This window comes from Klebsiella sp. MISC125, from assembly GCF_051131775.1.
In the GTDB taxonomy this organism is placed as follows: Bacteria; Pseudomonadota; Gammaproteobacteria; order Enterobacterales; family Enterobacteriaceae; genus Klebsiella.
Genome location: NZ_CP180448.1, coordinates 3558162 through 3571448, shown reverse-complemented (window position 1 = coordinate 3571448; position 13287 = coordinate 3558162). Strand labels below are relative to the sequence as shown.

13 protein-coding genes are annotated in these 13287 nt (G+C 55.8%); 2 read left to right on the top strand and 11 right to left on the bottom strand.

Annotated features, from left to right (window positions below):
* Positions 1-18: 18 nt before the first annotated feature.
* On the top strand, positions 19-2487 hold the full coding sequence (locus ACMYSL_RS16955; RefSeq protein ID WP_434659149.1) for a J domain-containing protein: 2469 nt from the start codon (positions 19-21) through the stop codon (positions 2485-2487).
* A 59-nt stretch (positions 2488-2546) separates the two neighbouring features.
* Here the strand turns inward: ACMYSL_RS16955 and gdhA are convergent, their stop codons facing one another.
* Positions 2547-3890 (bottom strand): NADP-specific glutamate dehydrogenase, encoded by a 1344-nt coding sequence (gene gdhA / locus ACMYSL_RS16950; RefSeq protein WP_110273561.1) that lies wholly within the window; start codon positions 3888-3890, stop codon positions 2547-2549.
* Positions 3891-4072: 182 nt separating this feature from the next.
* Positions 4073-4483 carry a pyrimidine (deoxy)nucleoside triphosphate diphosphatase gene (locus tag ACMYSL_RS16945; protein ID WP_182238067.1) on the bottom strand — a complete coding sequence of 137 codons (411 nt, stop codon included), beginning with the start codon at positions 4481-4483 and terminating at the stop codon, positions 4073-4075.
* An 86-nt stretch (positions 4484-4569) separates the two neighbouring features.
* On the opposite strand from ACMYSL_RS16945, the gene ACMYSL_RS16940 reads away from it, so the two are divergent.
* A complete protein-coding gene (locus tag ACMYSL_RS16940) occupies positions 4570-5187 on the top strand; it encodes a CDP-alcohol phosphatidyltransferase family protein (protein ID WP_182238069.1) in 618 nt (205 codons plus the stop codon).
* 227 nt (positions 5188-5414) lie between these two features.
* Here ACMYSL_RS16940 and ACMYSL_RS16935 read toward each other — a convergent pair whose 3' ends face one another.
* The 9 genes from ACMYSL_RS16935 to xthA form a co-directional block, all read right to left on the bottom strand.
* Positions 5415-5642: a hypothetical protein gene (locus ACMYSL_RS16935; RefSeq protein WP_434659148.1), complete on the bottom strand. Its 228-nt coding sequence runs from the start codon at positions 5640-5642 to the stop codon at positions 5415-5417.
* 57 nt (positions 5643-5699) lie between these two features.
* Positions 5700-6998, bottom strand: coding sequence for a sulfurtransferase (locus ACMYSL_RS16930; protein ID WP_434659147.1), 1299 nt, complete (start codon positions 6996-6998; stop codon positions 5700-5702).
* 78 nt (positions 6999-7076) lie between these two features.
* Positions 7077-7709 carry an ATP-binding cassette domain-containing protein gene (locus tag ACMYSL_RS16925; protein WP_434659146.1) on the bottom strand — a complete coding sequence of 211 codons (633 nt, stop codon included), beginning with the start codon at positions 7707-7709 and terminating at the stop codon, positions 7077-7079.
* The gene (locus tag ACMYSL_RS16920) at positions 7709-9244 is read right to left on the bottom strand and encodes an ABC transporter permease subunit (RefSeq protein ID WP_434659145.1); all 1536 of its coding nucleotides are present in this window, start codon (positions 9242-9244) and stop codon (positions 7709-7711) included. Before ACMYSL_RS16920 ends, ACMYSL_RS16925 begins: the two co-directional genes overlap by 1 nt.
* On the bottom strand, positions 9217-10377 hold the full coding sequence (locus ACMYSL_RS16915) for an ABC transporter substrate-binding protein (RefSeq protein WP_304258424.1): 1161 nt from the start codon (positions 10375-10377) through the stop codon (positions 9217-9219). Before ACMYSL_RS16915 ends, ACMYSL_RS16920 begins: the two co-directional genes overlap by 28 nt.
* A gap of 9 nt (positions 10378-10386) precedes the next feature.
* Positions 10387-10938, bottom strand: a complete 552-nt coding sequence (locus ACMYSL_RS16910) for a carboxymuconolactone decarboxylase family protein (RefSeq protein ID WP_182238079.1) — start codon at positions 10936-10938, stop codon at positions 10387-10389.
* Positions 10935-11633, bottom strand: a complete 699-nt coding sequence (locus ACMYSL_RS16905) for a TVP38/TMEM64 family protein (protein WP_181482591.1) — start codon at positions 11631-11633, stop codon at positions 10935-10937. Before ACMYSL_RS16905 ends, ACMYSL_RS16910 begins: the two co-directional genes overlap by 4 nt.
* The gene (locus ACMYSL_RS16900; protein ID WP_434664128.1) at positions 11620-12270 is read right to left on the bottom strand and encodes a TVP38/TMEM64 family protein; all 651 of its coding nucleotides are present in this window, start codon (positions 12268-12270) and stop codon (positions 11620-11622) included. Before ACMYSL_RS16900 ends, ACMYSL_RS16905 begins: the two co-directional genes overlap by 14 nt.
* 198 nt (positions 12271-12468) lie before the next feature.
* A complete protein-coding gene (gene xthA / locus ACMYSL_RS16895) occupies positions 12469-13275 on the bottom strand; it encodes an exodeoxyribonuclease III (protein ID WP_434659144.1) in 807 nt (268 codons plus the stop codon).
* Positions 13276-13287: the final 12 nt, after the last annotated feature.

Below are 13287 nucleotides of genomic sequence, written 5' to 3'. Positions count from 1 at the left end.
GAAGGGAGGTTTGCAGGTATGACGTGCTGGGAAATATTAGGCCTGGAGCCGGGAGTCGAGCTGCGTGAAATTAAGCGGCGCTTTGCGCAATTAGTGAAGGTCAATCGTCCGGAGGACGATCCGCAGGCGTATCAGCGGCTACGTAACGCCTATGAAGCGGCGCTGAGCTGGGAAGAGGTGGACGATGTCTTTCCAGATGAAGAAGAACACACCGAACGGGATAATATCAATATTCGTCAAGATATTGTTGATATGCCTCAGCCACGAATACGAATCCAGCGCCGATCTCCGGGCGCGGTGAGCGCGTCTTTGAACTGGCAAAATGTTCTGGAGCGCCTGTTTCTGGCGAATGAAAAGCTCCCGGAAAATGCGCAGAAGCAGCTAGAAAGCGCTTTGAATGAACTCGAACTTCTGGACCTCAAATCGCGCATACGTTTTGAGGAGGCGTTGCTGGTCAACCTGCACCAGATATCGCGCCCGTTACTGGTATTAGCCGCGGCAAAAACCTTTCGCTGGCATCTGGTTGCGGGGGGCGCTCAGGCCAGTATCCAGACGGCGATAAACGAAGGCTGTATTCTGTATCGTAATATTGAAAAAGAGATTGCACCTTATTTCTTTGCCGAGATGTCGGCTATTGATGAAGTTGAATACGGCGATAAAATTAAAGATAGCTATTATTCCTTACGGGATAACGAGAAAAGTAAGAAGTGGTTTGATTTTGCGCTGCTGATGCAGATTGATCAGCTTTCGCTGTCGGTATCATTTTTACGTCAGCTCACAGAATTGGTTGAATGGTCATATAAACCGGATAAAGAACGCCGTGCGTGGTCTTTGTCCGACCGTTTTCATGCACTGGCGGCGGTGCATAAACAAAGTTATCGCAAGCTAATTAACGCGCTGAACGTACAGAATAATGGTTACGCATCATCAATGGTGGTTAGCAGTTATCTAAGCGCCGCAGAACAAGGCCATGTTTTCTCCTATAACAAGCTCGCACAAAAATATTATATTGGTGCTGATGTCGAAAAAGACGATACCCAGGCGGCGTACTGGTTTACCCGCGCGGCGGAGTCAGGGCATATTTCTGCCCAGCACAACCTTGGAACCCTGTATCGCGATGGCGTTGGCGTTGAGGCAAATACGCAACAAGCGTTTAAATGGTTTATGCAGGCCGCGCTGCAGGGCGATGACAAGTCGCAATATTCCGTGGGATTTATGTATAAGTCAGGTTCCGGTATTGAGCAGAATCAGATGTTGGCGTTTGAGTGGTATCTGAAAGCCGCTGAACAGGGACATAACTGGTCACAGCTTGAAGTGGCAAAGATGTTACGTAACGGGACGGGTGTTGAAGCGGATCTGGCTAAGGCTTTTGCTTGGTGCGTTAAAAGTGCAGAGAGTGGTTATGATTTCGCGCAAAGTGAACTGGGAATCATGTACTTTCATGGCTGGGGCGTCGCGCAGGATTATCACCAGGCCAGGGCGTGGTATATCAGGGCCGCTGACCAGGGTGAAAGCACCGCGCAACATAATCTGAGTATTCTCTACCGGGATGGGCTGGGGGTGGAAAAAGATCAGCAAAAATCGTTTGAATGGTGTTATCAATCGGCCATACAGGGCTTTGTTAATGCGCAAAATGAACTTGGGCATAAATATTATTACGGGCAGGGTATCCCGCAGAATTACACCCTGGCATATGAATGGTTTAGTAAAGCCGCTGAACAAAATGATTCTTGTGCGCAATTTTATCTTGGTGATATGCATCGGCTCGGGGAAATTACCAACAGCGATGCGAAACAGGCGTTTTATTGGCTAAGTCTCGCGGCCGAACAGAACTACAGCCATGCACAATTTGCCCTTGGGATGCTCTACCTTGATGGTGTTGGTGTGGAGCAAAACAGTCGTATGGCTTTTCATTATATCCATGCCTCTGCGTTGCAAGGGATCGCAGCAGCACAAAATAGAGTGGCCATTATGTTTGAGGATGGAGATGGTGTGAATCAGGATTCCCATCAGGCATGCAAATGGTACACGCTCGCGGCAGAACAGGGCGATAAGGATAGCCAGTTTAACCTTGCGCAGTTGTATAAAAATCACCTTTCTGATTATCGCCAGGCTGTTTACTGGTTTACGCAGGCCTTTGAACAAGGCGAGGATACCGATGCGGCATTTATGCTGCATAAGATCTATCTGGAAGGCGGCGAGGGCGTGGAGAAGGATGAGGAACAGGGCTTTACCTGGTGCGCGCGGGCGGCGCTCAGGGGGCACAAACAAGCTCAGGATGCGCTTTCTACGCTGTATCACCGTGGATGCGGGACCGAGAAAAGTAACGTCGATGCATGGGCATGGGCGCTTATTTATGGCCCGGCAGGGATGAAGTTGAGAATAAAGCGAGCGATGTCACCTGAGGAAATTGCAGAGGCGCAAGCGTTGGCAAAACAGTTAATCACGCAGTGTGGTCTGGAAAGCAGCTATTACCCATTGCCGTAAAGAAGTTTAGTAACAAAAAAGAAACGCCCCACCTGTTTCAGTGAGGCGTTATCGGTGTCTTAAATCACACCCTGAGCCAGCATGGCGTCAGCGACCTTCACGAAACCGGCGATATTCGCGCCGCGAACGTAGTTGGTCTGCTTCGCTTCACCGCCGTATTCCACACAGGCGTGGTGGATGTCCAGCATGATGTGGTGCAGACGCGCGTCAACTTTCTCCGCTTTCCAGCCCATGCGCGCGGCGTTCTGCGCCATTTCCAGGCCAGAGGTTGCCACGCCACCGGCGTTAGCCGCTTTACCCGGCGCGAACAGGACGCCCGCTTCGAGGAACAGGTCGGTTGCCGCGATAGTGGTTGGCATGTTGGCGCCTTCCGCGACGGCCTTCACGCCGTTAGCAATCAGCTGACGGGCAGCATCGACGTCCAGCTCGTTCTGCGTTGCGCACGGCAGCGCGATATCTGCCTGTACGCCCCACGGCTGCTTGCCTTCAAGATAGGTCAGGCCGAACTCGCGGGCGTAATCGGCTACGCGACCATGGCTGCGCTCTTTAATATCGATCAGGCGGGCCAGTTTTTCTTTGGTGAAGCCAGCTTCGTCAACCACGGTGCCGTTAGAGTCGGAAGCCGTAATAACACGCGCGCCAAGCTCCATCGCTTTCTCAATGGCATATTGCGCGACGTTGCCCGAGCCGGACACCGCGACGCGAGCGCCTTCAAAGCCTAAACCGTGGCGTTTCAGCATTGCTTCGGTAAAGTAGATCAGGCCGTAACCGGTTGCTTCCGGACGAATCAGGCTGCCGCCGAAGGAGAGGCCTTTACCAGTGAACACACAGGCGCTGTTGTTGGAGAGCTTGCGCATCATCCCGGCCATAAAGCCCACTTCACGACCGCCTACGCCGATATCACCTGCCGGAACGTCGGTATCCGGGCCAAGATGACGATACAGTTCGGTCATCAGCGCCTGGCAGAAACGCATCACTTCGCCATCGCTCTTGCCTTTAGGATCGAAGTCGCTACCGCCTTTACCGCCGCCCATAGGCAGGGTGGTCAGGGCGTTTTTGAAGGTTTGTTCAAAACCGAGGAATTTCAGAATCGACAGGTTTACCGATGGGTGGAAACGCATACCGCCCTTGTACGGGCCGATAGCGGAGTTGAACTGCACGCGCCATGCGCGGTTTACCTGAACCTGATTACGGTCATCAACCCAAACAACGCGGAACTGGATAGCACGCTCTGGTTCAACCAGACGTTCAAGCAAATTCAGCTGACGATAGCGCGGATTTTCCTCAAGGAAAGGCCACAGGGTAGTCATCACCTCGCGGACTGCCTGAGCAAATTCAGTTTGATTTGGATCGCGCTGTTGAACGCGGGCGAGAAAACCTTCCAGAGTGCACGTCTGATCCATTGATATAAGTTCCCCTTATGATTGTGATTGCATTTATTTATTATGATTCGGCTCTTGAAAAGGCCGATTTTCCGACTATACCACCGGTAATCGTTAGTTAAGCAAGGAAAAATTGTCCAGAAAGCAAAATTTATAATTAGGCTTTGGTCATAATCAAAAACGATGACAATAGCCTGACAAAATTAGCGGGAAAGGAGAGATGCACGTTGGGCGATAAAGGCTTCCAGCAGGGGGATGTCGGCTGGCGCAAGATTGAAGGTTAAGGCTTCCTGCGGCGAGCACCAGCGTAGCTGGCTGTGGTAGTGGGCTGTTGGCTCGCAGCTAAATTGCGGGACCCACCAGGCGTGAAGGTGAATCAGGCGGGCGGAGACTTCGCGCTGATGGCTGGCGATATAGCATTGCGGTTGGGCGACGATCCCGAGTTCTTCCTGAAGCTCACGGGTCAGCGCCTGAGCTTGTGTTTCGCCTGGCTCGACTTTACCACCGGCAAATTCCCACATCCCCGGCTGGTCGGCGTGCGCAGGCCGTTGTGCCAGCAAAATTTGCCCGTTGCGTTCGATAATGGCGGCAACAACATCAATGGTTTTTAGCATGTGAATCATCGCTCTGTGCGGGATAATGGCCTATTATCACCGCCTTCCTGCCGTTCAAACAACCCTAAACCCGCTGGAGAGACTCCGTGCTTGACCGCCATTTACATCCTCGACTTAAACCCGTGCTCAACGCCATCGCCGCGCTGCTGGATCGCCCTGCAATTTCTCCCGATGGCCTGACGTTGTTTGGTTTTGCGATTGGCGTGCTGGCGCTGCCGTTCCTGGCGCTGGGCTGGTATCAGGCGGCGCTGGCGGCGATAGTATTCAATCGCCTGCTGGACGGTTTAGACGGCGCGCTGGCCCGGCGGCGCGGGCTGACCGACGCGGGCGGCTTTCTGGATATTTCGCTCGATTTCCTGTTTTACGCGCTGGTGCCGTTTGGCTTTATCCTCGCCGACCCGACGCACAATGCGTTGGCGGGCGGCTGGCTGCTGTTTGCTTTTATCGGTACCGGCAGCAGCTTTCTGGCCTTTGCCGCGCTGGCGGCGAAGCATCAGATAGATAATCCAGGCTATGCCCATAAATCGTTTTATTATATTGGCGGACTAACGGAAGGGACGGAGACCATCGCGCTGTTTGTGCTGGGCTGCCTGTTTCCGGAATGGTTTGCCTGGTTGGCGTGGATTTTTGGCGCGCTGTGCTGGCTGACGACCTTTACGCGGGTGTGGAGTGGTTATGTCACACTTAAACAGGTGGGAGTTTAGTGAGCATGTTTGATGCCGGGCGGCGGGTTCACCGTCGTCTGCGGTCCGGTAGCCCGGACAGATGCGTAGCATCGCCTCCGGGAAATGTGTTGAGTCTGATTCGCTGGCGCTGTTTCCACCCGGCTCGCGCTGCGCTTAGCCGGGCTATGGGTTCTTACGACCTTTACGCGGGTGTCTGACTCTAAAAGAAAATGAGAGCGCTGGTGGTACGGCGAATCAGGAGTGAATTAGTTTGTAAGACTGGCCAGCACCAGGCCAAAACCTACTACAGCGCTAATAACTATCGTCAGGATTGCATTGCGCCATACGCGCCAGTGTTTGCCGAAAGTGTCGGGATCGGACTTATGTTTATACCAGGTTTGCCATGCAACAGCTACGGTGGCCACAATGGGTAAAACCACCATGAATGTCAGAATAAGATTCTCGATATAATCGGTATTAATGGTCAATTTCATCGTCCTTTGTTGTTAGCGTGCCGGGCAAATCCCTCGCCCGGCATCAAAACCACGATATCACTCCGGTTTGCGATCGCCAGTTTCAACCGGGTTTTTCGGATTACTGCTCCACTCGTACCAGCCGCCGTCGTACACCGAGACGTTTTGCCAGCCCATTGCCCGGGCGTACATAAACGTTTCTGAGGCGCGCCAGCCGGTGCCGCAGTAGAAAGAGACCTGCTGGCTTGGCAGAATATTCCATGATTTCCACATGGCGGCGATATCATCGGCGCTGCGCATGGTACCGTCAGGGTTATGGAAATCCTCCATATGGGTAGAGTCGCTTCCGGCGTGGCCCCAGCGGGCACCGGCAATCTCACCCATCGGCTTGATGTAGCTGTAGCCGCTGGTGGTGCCAATAAACTCCGGCCAGGAACGAATGCTTACCAGCGAAGCGTCCTGACGATGCAGAAGGGCGCGAGCCTGTTCGGTATTGAGCATCAGCTGTGGCTGACCCGGAATCGTCGTGCCGAAATCCGGCTCGGATTTCTGTTTCGGCGGCGTTCCGCGCTCGACCGGCAGCCCGGCATCGGACCAGGTTTTCCAGCCGCCATCGAGCAGGCGCACATCTTTTACCCCAGCATACAGCATGATCTGCGCCACGCGGGCTGCGGCATACACGTCTCGACCGTACAGAATCACCGTGGTGTCATGGCGAATACCGTGTTTTGCCAGCATCGCTTTAAGCTGCTCGTCGGAGACTTTATTCCACAGCGGCTCGCTTTCAACCTCGTTGGTGTCGATATAACCGGCACCCGGAATATGGTTGAGCAAATAAAACTTCGGCGCGCCCCAGGCGGCTTCAAACACCTTCCATTGTCCGGCAGGGGCGGCGGTCACCTTTTTACCCTGCTGAAGGTCGTGCAGCCACTGCGGATAAATCAGTTGCTCAAAATGCGGCAGCTTTTGCAGACGATCTGCCTGGCTCAGGGCATCGCCGAGCGTGCTGAGATGGGTAAATCCGGCGGACTGAAGCCGTGCTGCGACTTTGGCGTTGTCGTCCGCATTGCCGTACAGCGCAATCGGCGTTGCCGCCTGTAAATTATGTTGCTTAGCCCAGTCGCTGATTTGCTCGTCGCTCATGGCGCTAAGCCAGTTGGCGGAAAGATTCAGCGCCTGCGGCTCATGGCCTTGCGTGCCGTTGGCGTTTTGCGGCCAACCGTTATAGAAAGCGCTGAGACGGGTATCAATGGTGACGCCATTCTGCTGTTGCAGGGTGGAAAGCGCGAGCGTTGGCATGGTTTCAGCGGCGAGGGTGGAAGTAGCAGCAAGCCCCATCAGTAGGGCGAGTGCGGTCAATTGAGAAACACGTTTCATCGAAATGCCCGACAGTAGAAAATTGAGCGGCAATTCTCCGCGTTATCAGTGAATAATTCTTTGCGATAGCGCAGGCTTTCAATGCCAGAGGCTCATATGCAAACAGCGCCCCCCAATGGGAGTATCCTGGCTGTCATGGGTGACCAGTACCGCAGGGATCGCCAGACGTGTCAGTTCGTCGAATACCCACTGGCGAAAGTCGGCGCGTAGGTCAACGTCGAGGCGATTAAACGGTTCATCCAGCAGCAGCGCTCGCGGTCGGGCCAGCAGGGACCGCAGCAGGCTGACCCGCGCGCGCTGGCCGCCGGAAAGTGTCGCCGGATCGCGGGAATAGAAACCCGCCAGCCCGGCGCGCTCCAGCGCCTGTTCCACCTGCGTTTTTCGCTGCATCCCTTTAATGTCTGCAGGAAGCGCTAGCAGCAGATTTTGCCCCACACTGAAGTGGTCGAACAGCAGCGCGTCCTGAAACAAAATACCGATGCATCGCCGCTCGATTGGCAAATTATCGCAGCGCTGGTTATCCAGCCACAGTTCGCCGCAGGCGCGGAAATTCTCTTCCAGCACACCCACCATCCAGGCAAACAGGGTCGACTTTCCGCTACCGGATGGCCCCATCAGCGTCAGGACTTCACCGGGAACCACTGAAAAATCCACATTGTGCAGCAGCGACTGTTTATCGAGCTCCAGGGTTAAGTTTTTGACGGTCAACATTAGCGTAATCCTTGTCGATAGCGGCCCGTCAGCCAGGCCAGCAGGGCGGTGAGGGCAAAGAAAATCGCCGGTAAAAGAAGCTGCCATAACGCCTGGGCGGCGAGGGTTGCCGTATCGCCGCCGCTGCTCAGGGCCACGGCTTCGCTGGTGAGCGTTGGAATACGTCCGGCCCCCAGCCACAGAGTTGGCAGATATTGCGCGATGCTCACTGAAAAGCCAACCGCCAGCGCGGTCAACAAAGGGCGCGTTAGCGAGGGCAGAGTGACCAGCCAGAAAATGCGCCCCCGTTGCCAGCCGAGGGTTCGCGCAACCAGCACCGTGCGCGGGTCGAGACTACGCCACGCCGGGCGCAGGATAAACAGCATCCACGGCACCACCCACAGCAGATGTCCCCACAAAACGGTGAGCCACTCGCCGTCCAGCCATGCATACAGCGCCAGCTGATATTGCCCGTCCGCCAGCGGTAACGCGGGCAAAACCAGCGGTAGCCAAATCCATCCACTGACGCGGGAGGGGCCAAGCTCCAGCCATAGCAGGCAAATCACCGCTCCGATAAGCGCTGAGCATAGCCCCAACCATAAACTATTGCTGATGCTCTCGCTGACCGGCTGAGTATTTTGCGCGACGGCCGCGAGAAACAGGGCGCAGACCACGCCGCACAGTGGCAGGAAAATGGCGAACGTTTTCCCCGCCAGCGCTCGTGGCTGGGGTTGACGCATTCCCTCAACGCGCGGTATTCGCCGACGCCAGAGACGCCACGCGCCATATGCCCCGGTCGCCATAACGGCGAGGATCAACAGCAAGACCAGGCTGGTGATAGCGCCTTTGGCCTGCTGCGCATCATCGCCCTGGTTTAGCCATTGCCATGCCAGCACCGCCAGCGTCGGCGGGTTGCCGGGGCCGATCACCAGCGCGACGTCCACCACCGAAAGGCTCCAGGCGGTGGTCGCCAGCAGCACTATCGACAGCGACGGAAGCAGCATCGGTAAAACCAGCCATTTCAGACACTGCCAGCGACCATAACCGAGGCTTTTTAATACCGTGGCCTGCCCGGCCAGACGCTTCTCACCCAACAGGCCATAAACCACCCACAACAGAAAACCGCTCTCTTTAACCGCCATCGTCAGGCCCAGACCGATGCCGTAGCGGTCGACCGTGGGGGATAAAAAGGGGCAGAGGCGATAGAGCCAGCCGCCCTCGGCAAACAGCAGCAGAGCAGCGGTGGCGAAAGCGATGTGGGGTACCGCCAGCAGCAGCGGAAGCCTTCTCACCAGCCGTTGCCAGCCAGTCGATGGCCAGAGTGCGGCAACAACAGTGGCGGTGATAAGCAGCGCGCCGCCAACCGACAGCAGCGTCGAAACCAGAGTTGCCGTTAACGCCTGAGTGAACTGTGGATCGGCAAACAGCGCCTGCCAGCAGGAGAGGCGCAGTGCTGGCAGCGCCATCAGTGAAGCCGCAGGGAGCAGTGGTAAATAGATCAGCGCCACCGCTCCCCAGGTTAGCAGCGTTAGTGCGTACCGTAGCGGCGCAGCCATTCCTGCTCCAGCGCATCAACCCAGGCAGCGTGCGGTTCGCCCAGCATCGGCGGCATATTCTGCGGCACAACGGCGTTAAAGGCCTGGCGCTGAGTATCCGTTAAACTCGCCGGATCCAGCACGCTGGGGTCGCCCCATATTGCCGGGTCAGCTTTGCGCAGTTGCGCTTCGGGCGAGAGCAGGAAATTGGCGACCACTTTTGCGCCCGCCGTGGCGCGTGCGTTGGCTGGGATCGCCACAAAGTGGACGTTACCGAGCATGCCCTTCGTGAAGCCAAAACCGTAGCTGTCCTCTGGTAGTTCGCCGCTGGTTGCTTTTTGCTGCGCGTGAAGCGGGTTGAAGGTCAATGAAAGCTTAAGCGTACCGCTCGTCAGCATCGTATCCATACGGGCGGGCGAAGCCGGGAAGTCGCGGCCCTGACGCCACAGCAGAGGGTGAAGATGGTCGAGATACTGCCACAGCGGCGCGGTCACGGCGGCGAAGGTGGCCTCCTGCGGCGGCTGGCTCAGGGCATCGGGCTGTTGGGTCAGCGTCAGCAGCAGTTGTTCGAGAAAAGCGGTGCCGGTGAAATCTGGCGGGCGCGGATAGGTGACGCTGCCGGGATGCGCGGCGGCGAACGTCAGCAGTTCCTGCGCATTCTTGGGGGCATCAGGCGTTTGTGAGCGGCGGGCGATAAAGGTGAGCTGCGCGCCGCCCCACGGTGATTCCGCGCCGTCGGTGGGAATGGAGAAATCTTCACGTACCGGTTTTTGCGTATCGACAAAGCGCCAGTTGGGCAGCGTTTCCGCCCATTGAGTTTGCAGTAGATTTGCGCTTTTCAGAGTGCGGAAGTTTTCGCCGTTGACCCACAGCAGATCGATGGAACCACCTTGACTGCGCCCGGCCCGGGCTTCGGTCTGGATGCGTTTAACCGCGTCTGCGGCGTCGGCGATATGCACGATGCGCAGGTCGATGGCGTAATCACGCTTTACTTCGCCGCTGACCCAATCGAGATAGCGGTTGACCGCCGGATCTCCACCCCAGGCGTTAAACCATACCGTCTGACCGCGGGCTTCTTGTTGTGTGGATTGCCAGTTGGCGCTGGCGGTCAATGGAGAGAGCAATAGTAAAGCCAGGATCAACAAACTGCGCATAACCACTCCTTATGGTTTTGAATCGGTTGGGATCTGGCATAGCCCCTGTGCGGGGATCGCCATCGCCGAGTTAAAGCGCGCCGACAGGTTCTGTAAACCGATAAGCGCCGTGAGTTCGGTCAGCGCCTGGGCATCAAATTGCGCGGCCATTTTACTGCGCAGCGCATCGTTGACGACCGGAGGCGTCATGCTGGCGGCTTCGGCATACTCCAGTGCCAGCCGCTCACGCTCGCTGAACAATGCGCTGTTTCGCCAGTCGGCGACTGCCAGTAGCTTGTCACTGCTGCCGGTACGTTCCGCCAGCTTCATATTGGTAATATCAATACAAAACTCGCACAAGCAGAGTTGCGCAATGCGGGCGCTGACCAGCGATCGCAGTACCGGGTCGAGGGGTGAGCGTTTGCGCTCCAGATAGCCGACGAACATCGACACCAGGTAAAACACCAGCGGAATGCGCCCCCACCAGCGGATAGGGCTGAGTACTTCGCCGTAGTGGCGGCGGTGCAGCCAGGCCTGCGGGCGTAAGATCAGGGGAATTGACTTCAGGGGCGGTAAGCTCATCGTGAACTCCTCTTTTGCTGTTCAAGATAGAGGGCTTTTGCGACGACCACCACAATTGCCAGCGCAAATAGAATCGATAAACCGGTCACCAGCCAGAAGGTGCCGCCGGTGAGCAGGCTACCGGCCCAGGAGTAGACAATTGTCGCGGGTAGCTGGCCGACACCGGTGGCCAGCATAAAGTGGCGAAAGCGTATCGATGTGAGTCCGGCGGCGTAGCTCACCGGGTCGAAAGGGACGAACGGCAGCAGGCGGCAAATTAAGATGGTGTGTTTGCCGTAGCGGGTAAAAAAGCCATCCATACTCTGCAACACGCTTTTACCGGTGAGTTTCTCCACCACCTCGCGACCCAATACCCGGGCGATAAAAAAGCATAGCGCCGCGCCGGTCATGGAGCTCACCCACGAGAGCACGCCGCCCCAAAAGGCGCCGAACAGCGACGCGTTGGCGAAGGTGATCAGGAACGCGGGAAGCGGGGCGATGATAGCTTGCAGAACCATCAGTGCGAAGGAAACGAGCGCCGCCTGTGGACCCCAGGAGTCGATAAAGCGCTCAATCGCCTGCTGATCGAGTGTGGCAAAAGCCGCGAGGCTGTGCTGCATAAACGTATTTACGCCAGGTACCAGCCACCAGGCCAGCAGGGCGACGATCAGCACGATGCCGATCGCCGCCCGATAGTACGCGTTATAATTTTTCATCGTCAGCCTGTCGTTGTTCGGTATCGATTCGCCGGTAGCGGGCGTATCTTTTCGCCGCCTGTATCAGGGCAAATAAGGCCAGACCTGCGAGAGTCAGTTTAAGCACAAAGAGGAGCGTAATACCGTCGCGGAGAAGCTCGCTGGCCATCAGCGTATATATAAATATGCCGGGTAAGGTAGTGATGGCGGAAATAAAGGTAAATGACCAGAACGGAATAGCCGTCAGGCCATAGGCGTAATTTTGAATATTATAAGGGAATAACGGGATCAGCCGCGTCAGAATTAAAAAATCGGTTCCACTACGAGCGATACCTTTTTCGATTGCCTGAAATATCGCCGTCCGTCCGACATATTTTAACAGTAGATCGCGGCCCAGCCAGCGGGCAAACAGAAACGAAAGCGAAGAGGCGACGGTCGCGGCAAGCAGCGATAGTACGGTGCCCAGCAGCGGGCCAAAAATAATCCCTCCGGCAATAACCAAAATACTTCCTGGCATCAAACACAAGGTTGCGATAATAAACAGCAGAATATAGAGCGTATAGCCGAAGGTTCCGCTCTGAAGGATAACCTCGCGCAGATGATGAAAATGAGTCACCAGCTCGGTGAAACCCGACTGCTGAATAATACAGGCGACAATGCTCAATACGACCACAACAAAAAGCAGCTTATATTCTGCTTTATGACGGCTTCTTTTGCATTGGGTTCTCCTGTCTTGCGCGGGCAGTAAAAGTGCGCGCGACAGTATAATAGTTTGCCGCCGTTCACAATCTATTACCGCGGCTTTTTTGATATGGCTCAGGCTCTCCGGGGCAGAGAGCCTGATGCAGGGAGAGATTTACGGTTTGAAGGTTGCCCAAACCGGCGCGTGGTCGGACGGTTTTTCCATGCCACGAATCTCATAGTCAATGCCGGTTTCGATACAACGCTGCGCCAGCGGATTACTCGCCAGCAGCAGATCGATACGCAGGCCGCGGTTGTCATCAAAGCCCTTCGAGCGGTAATCGAACCACGAGAAATGCTCGTTGTCCTGCGGGTTGGCATGGCGGTATGTATCGACCAGACCCCAGCCCAACAGGCGCTCCATCCATTCACGCTCTTCCGGCAGGAACGAGCATTTACCGGTACGCAGCCAGCGCTTGCGGTTCTCTTCGCCGATACCGATATCCAAATCGGTGGGGCTGATATTCATATCGCCCATGATCAGCACCGGATTTTCTTTATTCAGCTCGGTATCCAGGTAGTTTTGTAGATTTTGATAAAACGCCGCTTTCGCCGGGAATTTGGTTTCATGATCGCGGCTTTCACCCTGCGGGAAGTAGCCGTTAATGACCGTGACGTTGCCAAATGGGGAAGGGACTTCCGCCATGATAATGCGGCGCTGGGCCTCTTCACCGTCGTTTGGGAAACCGCGACGCACGGAGACAGGCGTTTCTTTGGTCAGAAGCGCGACGCCGTAATGACCTTTCTGCCCATGATAAAAAACGTTGTAGCCAAGCTTCGCCACGTCTTCAAGCGGAAACATATCGTCGTGAACTTTGGTTTCCTGCAGGCCGATGACGTCGGGCTGGTGTTTGTCGATGATGGCGGCCAGCTGATGCGGGCGGGCACGCAGGCCGTTGATATTAAAGGAGACAAATTTCATAGTTGCTGCCAC

Bases quoted from the DNA above. Each gene is read 5' to 3' on its own strand.
- ACMYSL_RS16925 (WP_434659146.1), bottom strand. From the start codon at position 7,709: ATGTTGACCGTCAAAAACTTAACCCTGGAGCTCGATAAACAGTCGCTG.
- ACMYSL_RS16905 (WP_181482591.1), bottom strand. From the start codon at position 11,633: ATGAAAAATTATAACGCGTACTATCGGGCGGCGATCGGCATCGTGCTG.
- ACMYSL_RS16930 (WP_434659147.1), bottom strand. From the start codon at position 6,998: ATGAAACGTGTTTCTCAATTGACCGCACTCGCCCTACTGATGGGGCTT.
- ACMYSL_RS16945 (WP_182238067.1), bottom strand. From the start codon at position 4,483: ATGCTAAAAACCATTGATGTTGTTGCCGCCATTATCGAACGCAACGGG.
- ACMYSL_RS16915 (WP_304258424.1), bottom strand. From the start codon at position 10,377: ATGCGCAGTTTGTTGATCCTGGCTTTACTATTGCTCTCTCCATTGACC.
- ACMYSL_RS16955 (WP_434659149.1), top strand. From the start codon at position 19: ATGACGTGCTGGGAAATATTAGGCCTGGAGCCGGGAGTCGAGCTGCGT.
- ACMYSL_RS16910 (WP_182238079.1), bottom strand. From the start codon at position 10,938: ATGAGCTTACCGCCCCTGAAGTCAATTCCCCTGATCTTACGCCCGCAG.
- xthA (WP_434659144.1), bottom strand. From the start codon at position 13,275: ATGAAATTTGTCTCCTTTAATATCAACGGCCTGCGTGCCCGCCCGCAT.
- ACMYSL_RS16935 (WP_434659148.1), bottom strand. From the start codon at position 5,642: ATGAAATTGACCATTAATACCGATTATATCGAGAATCTTATTCTGACA.
- gdhA (WP_110273561.1), bottom strand. From the start codon at position 3,890: ATGGATCAGACGTGCACTCTGGAAGGTTTTCTCGCCCGCGTTCAACAG.
- ACMYSL_RS16920 (WP_434659145.1), bottom strand. From the start codon at position 9,244: ATGGCTGCGCCGCTACGGTACGCACTAACGCTGCTAACCTGGGGAGCG.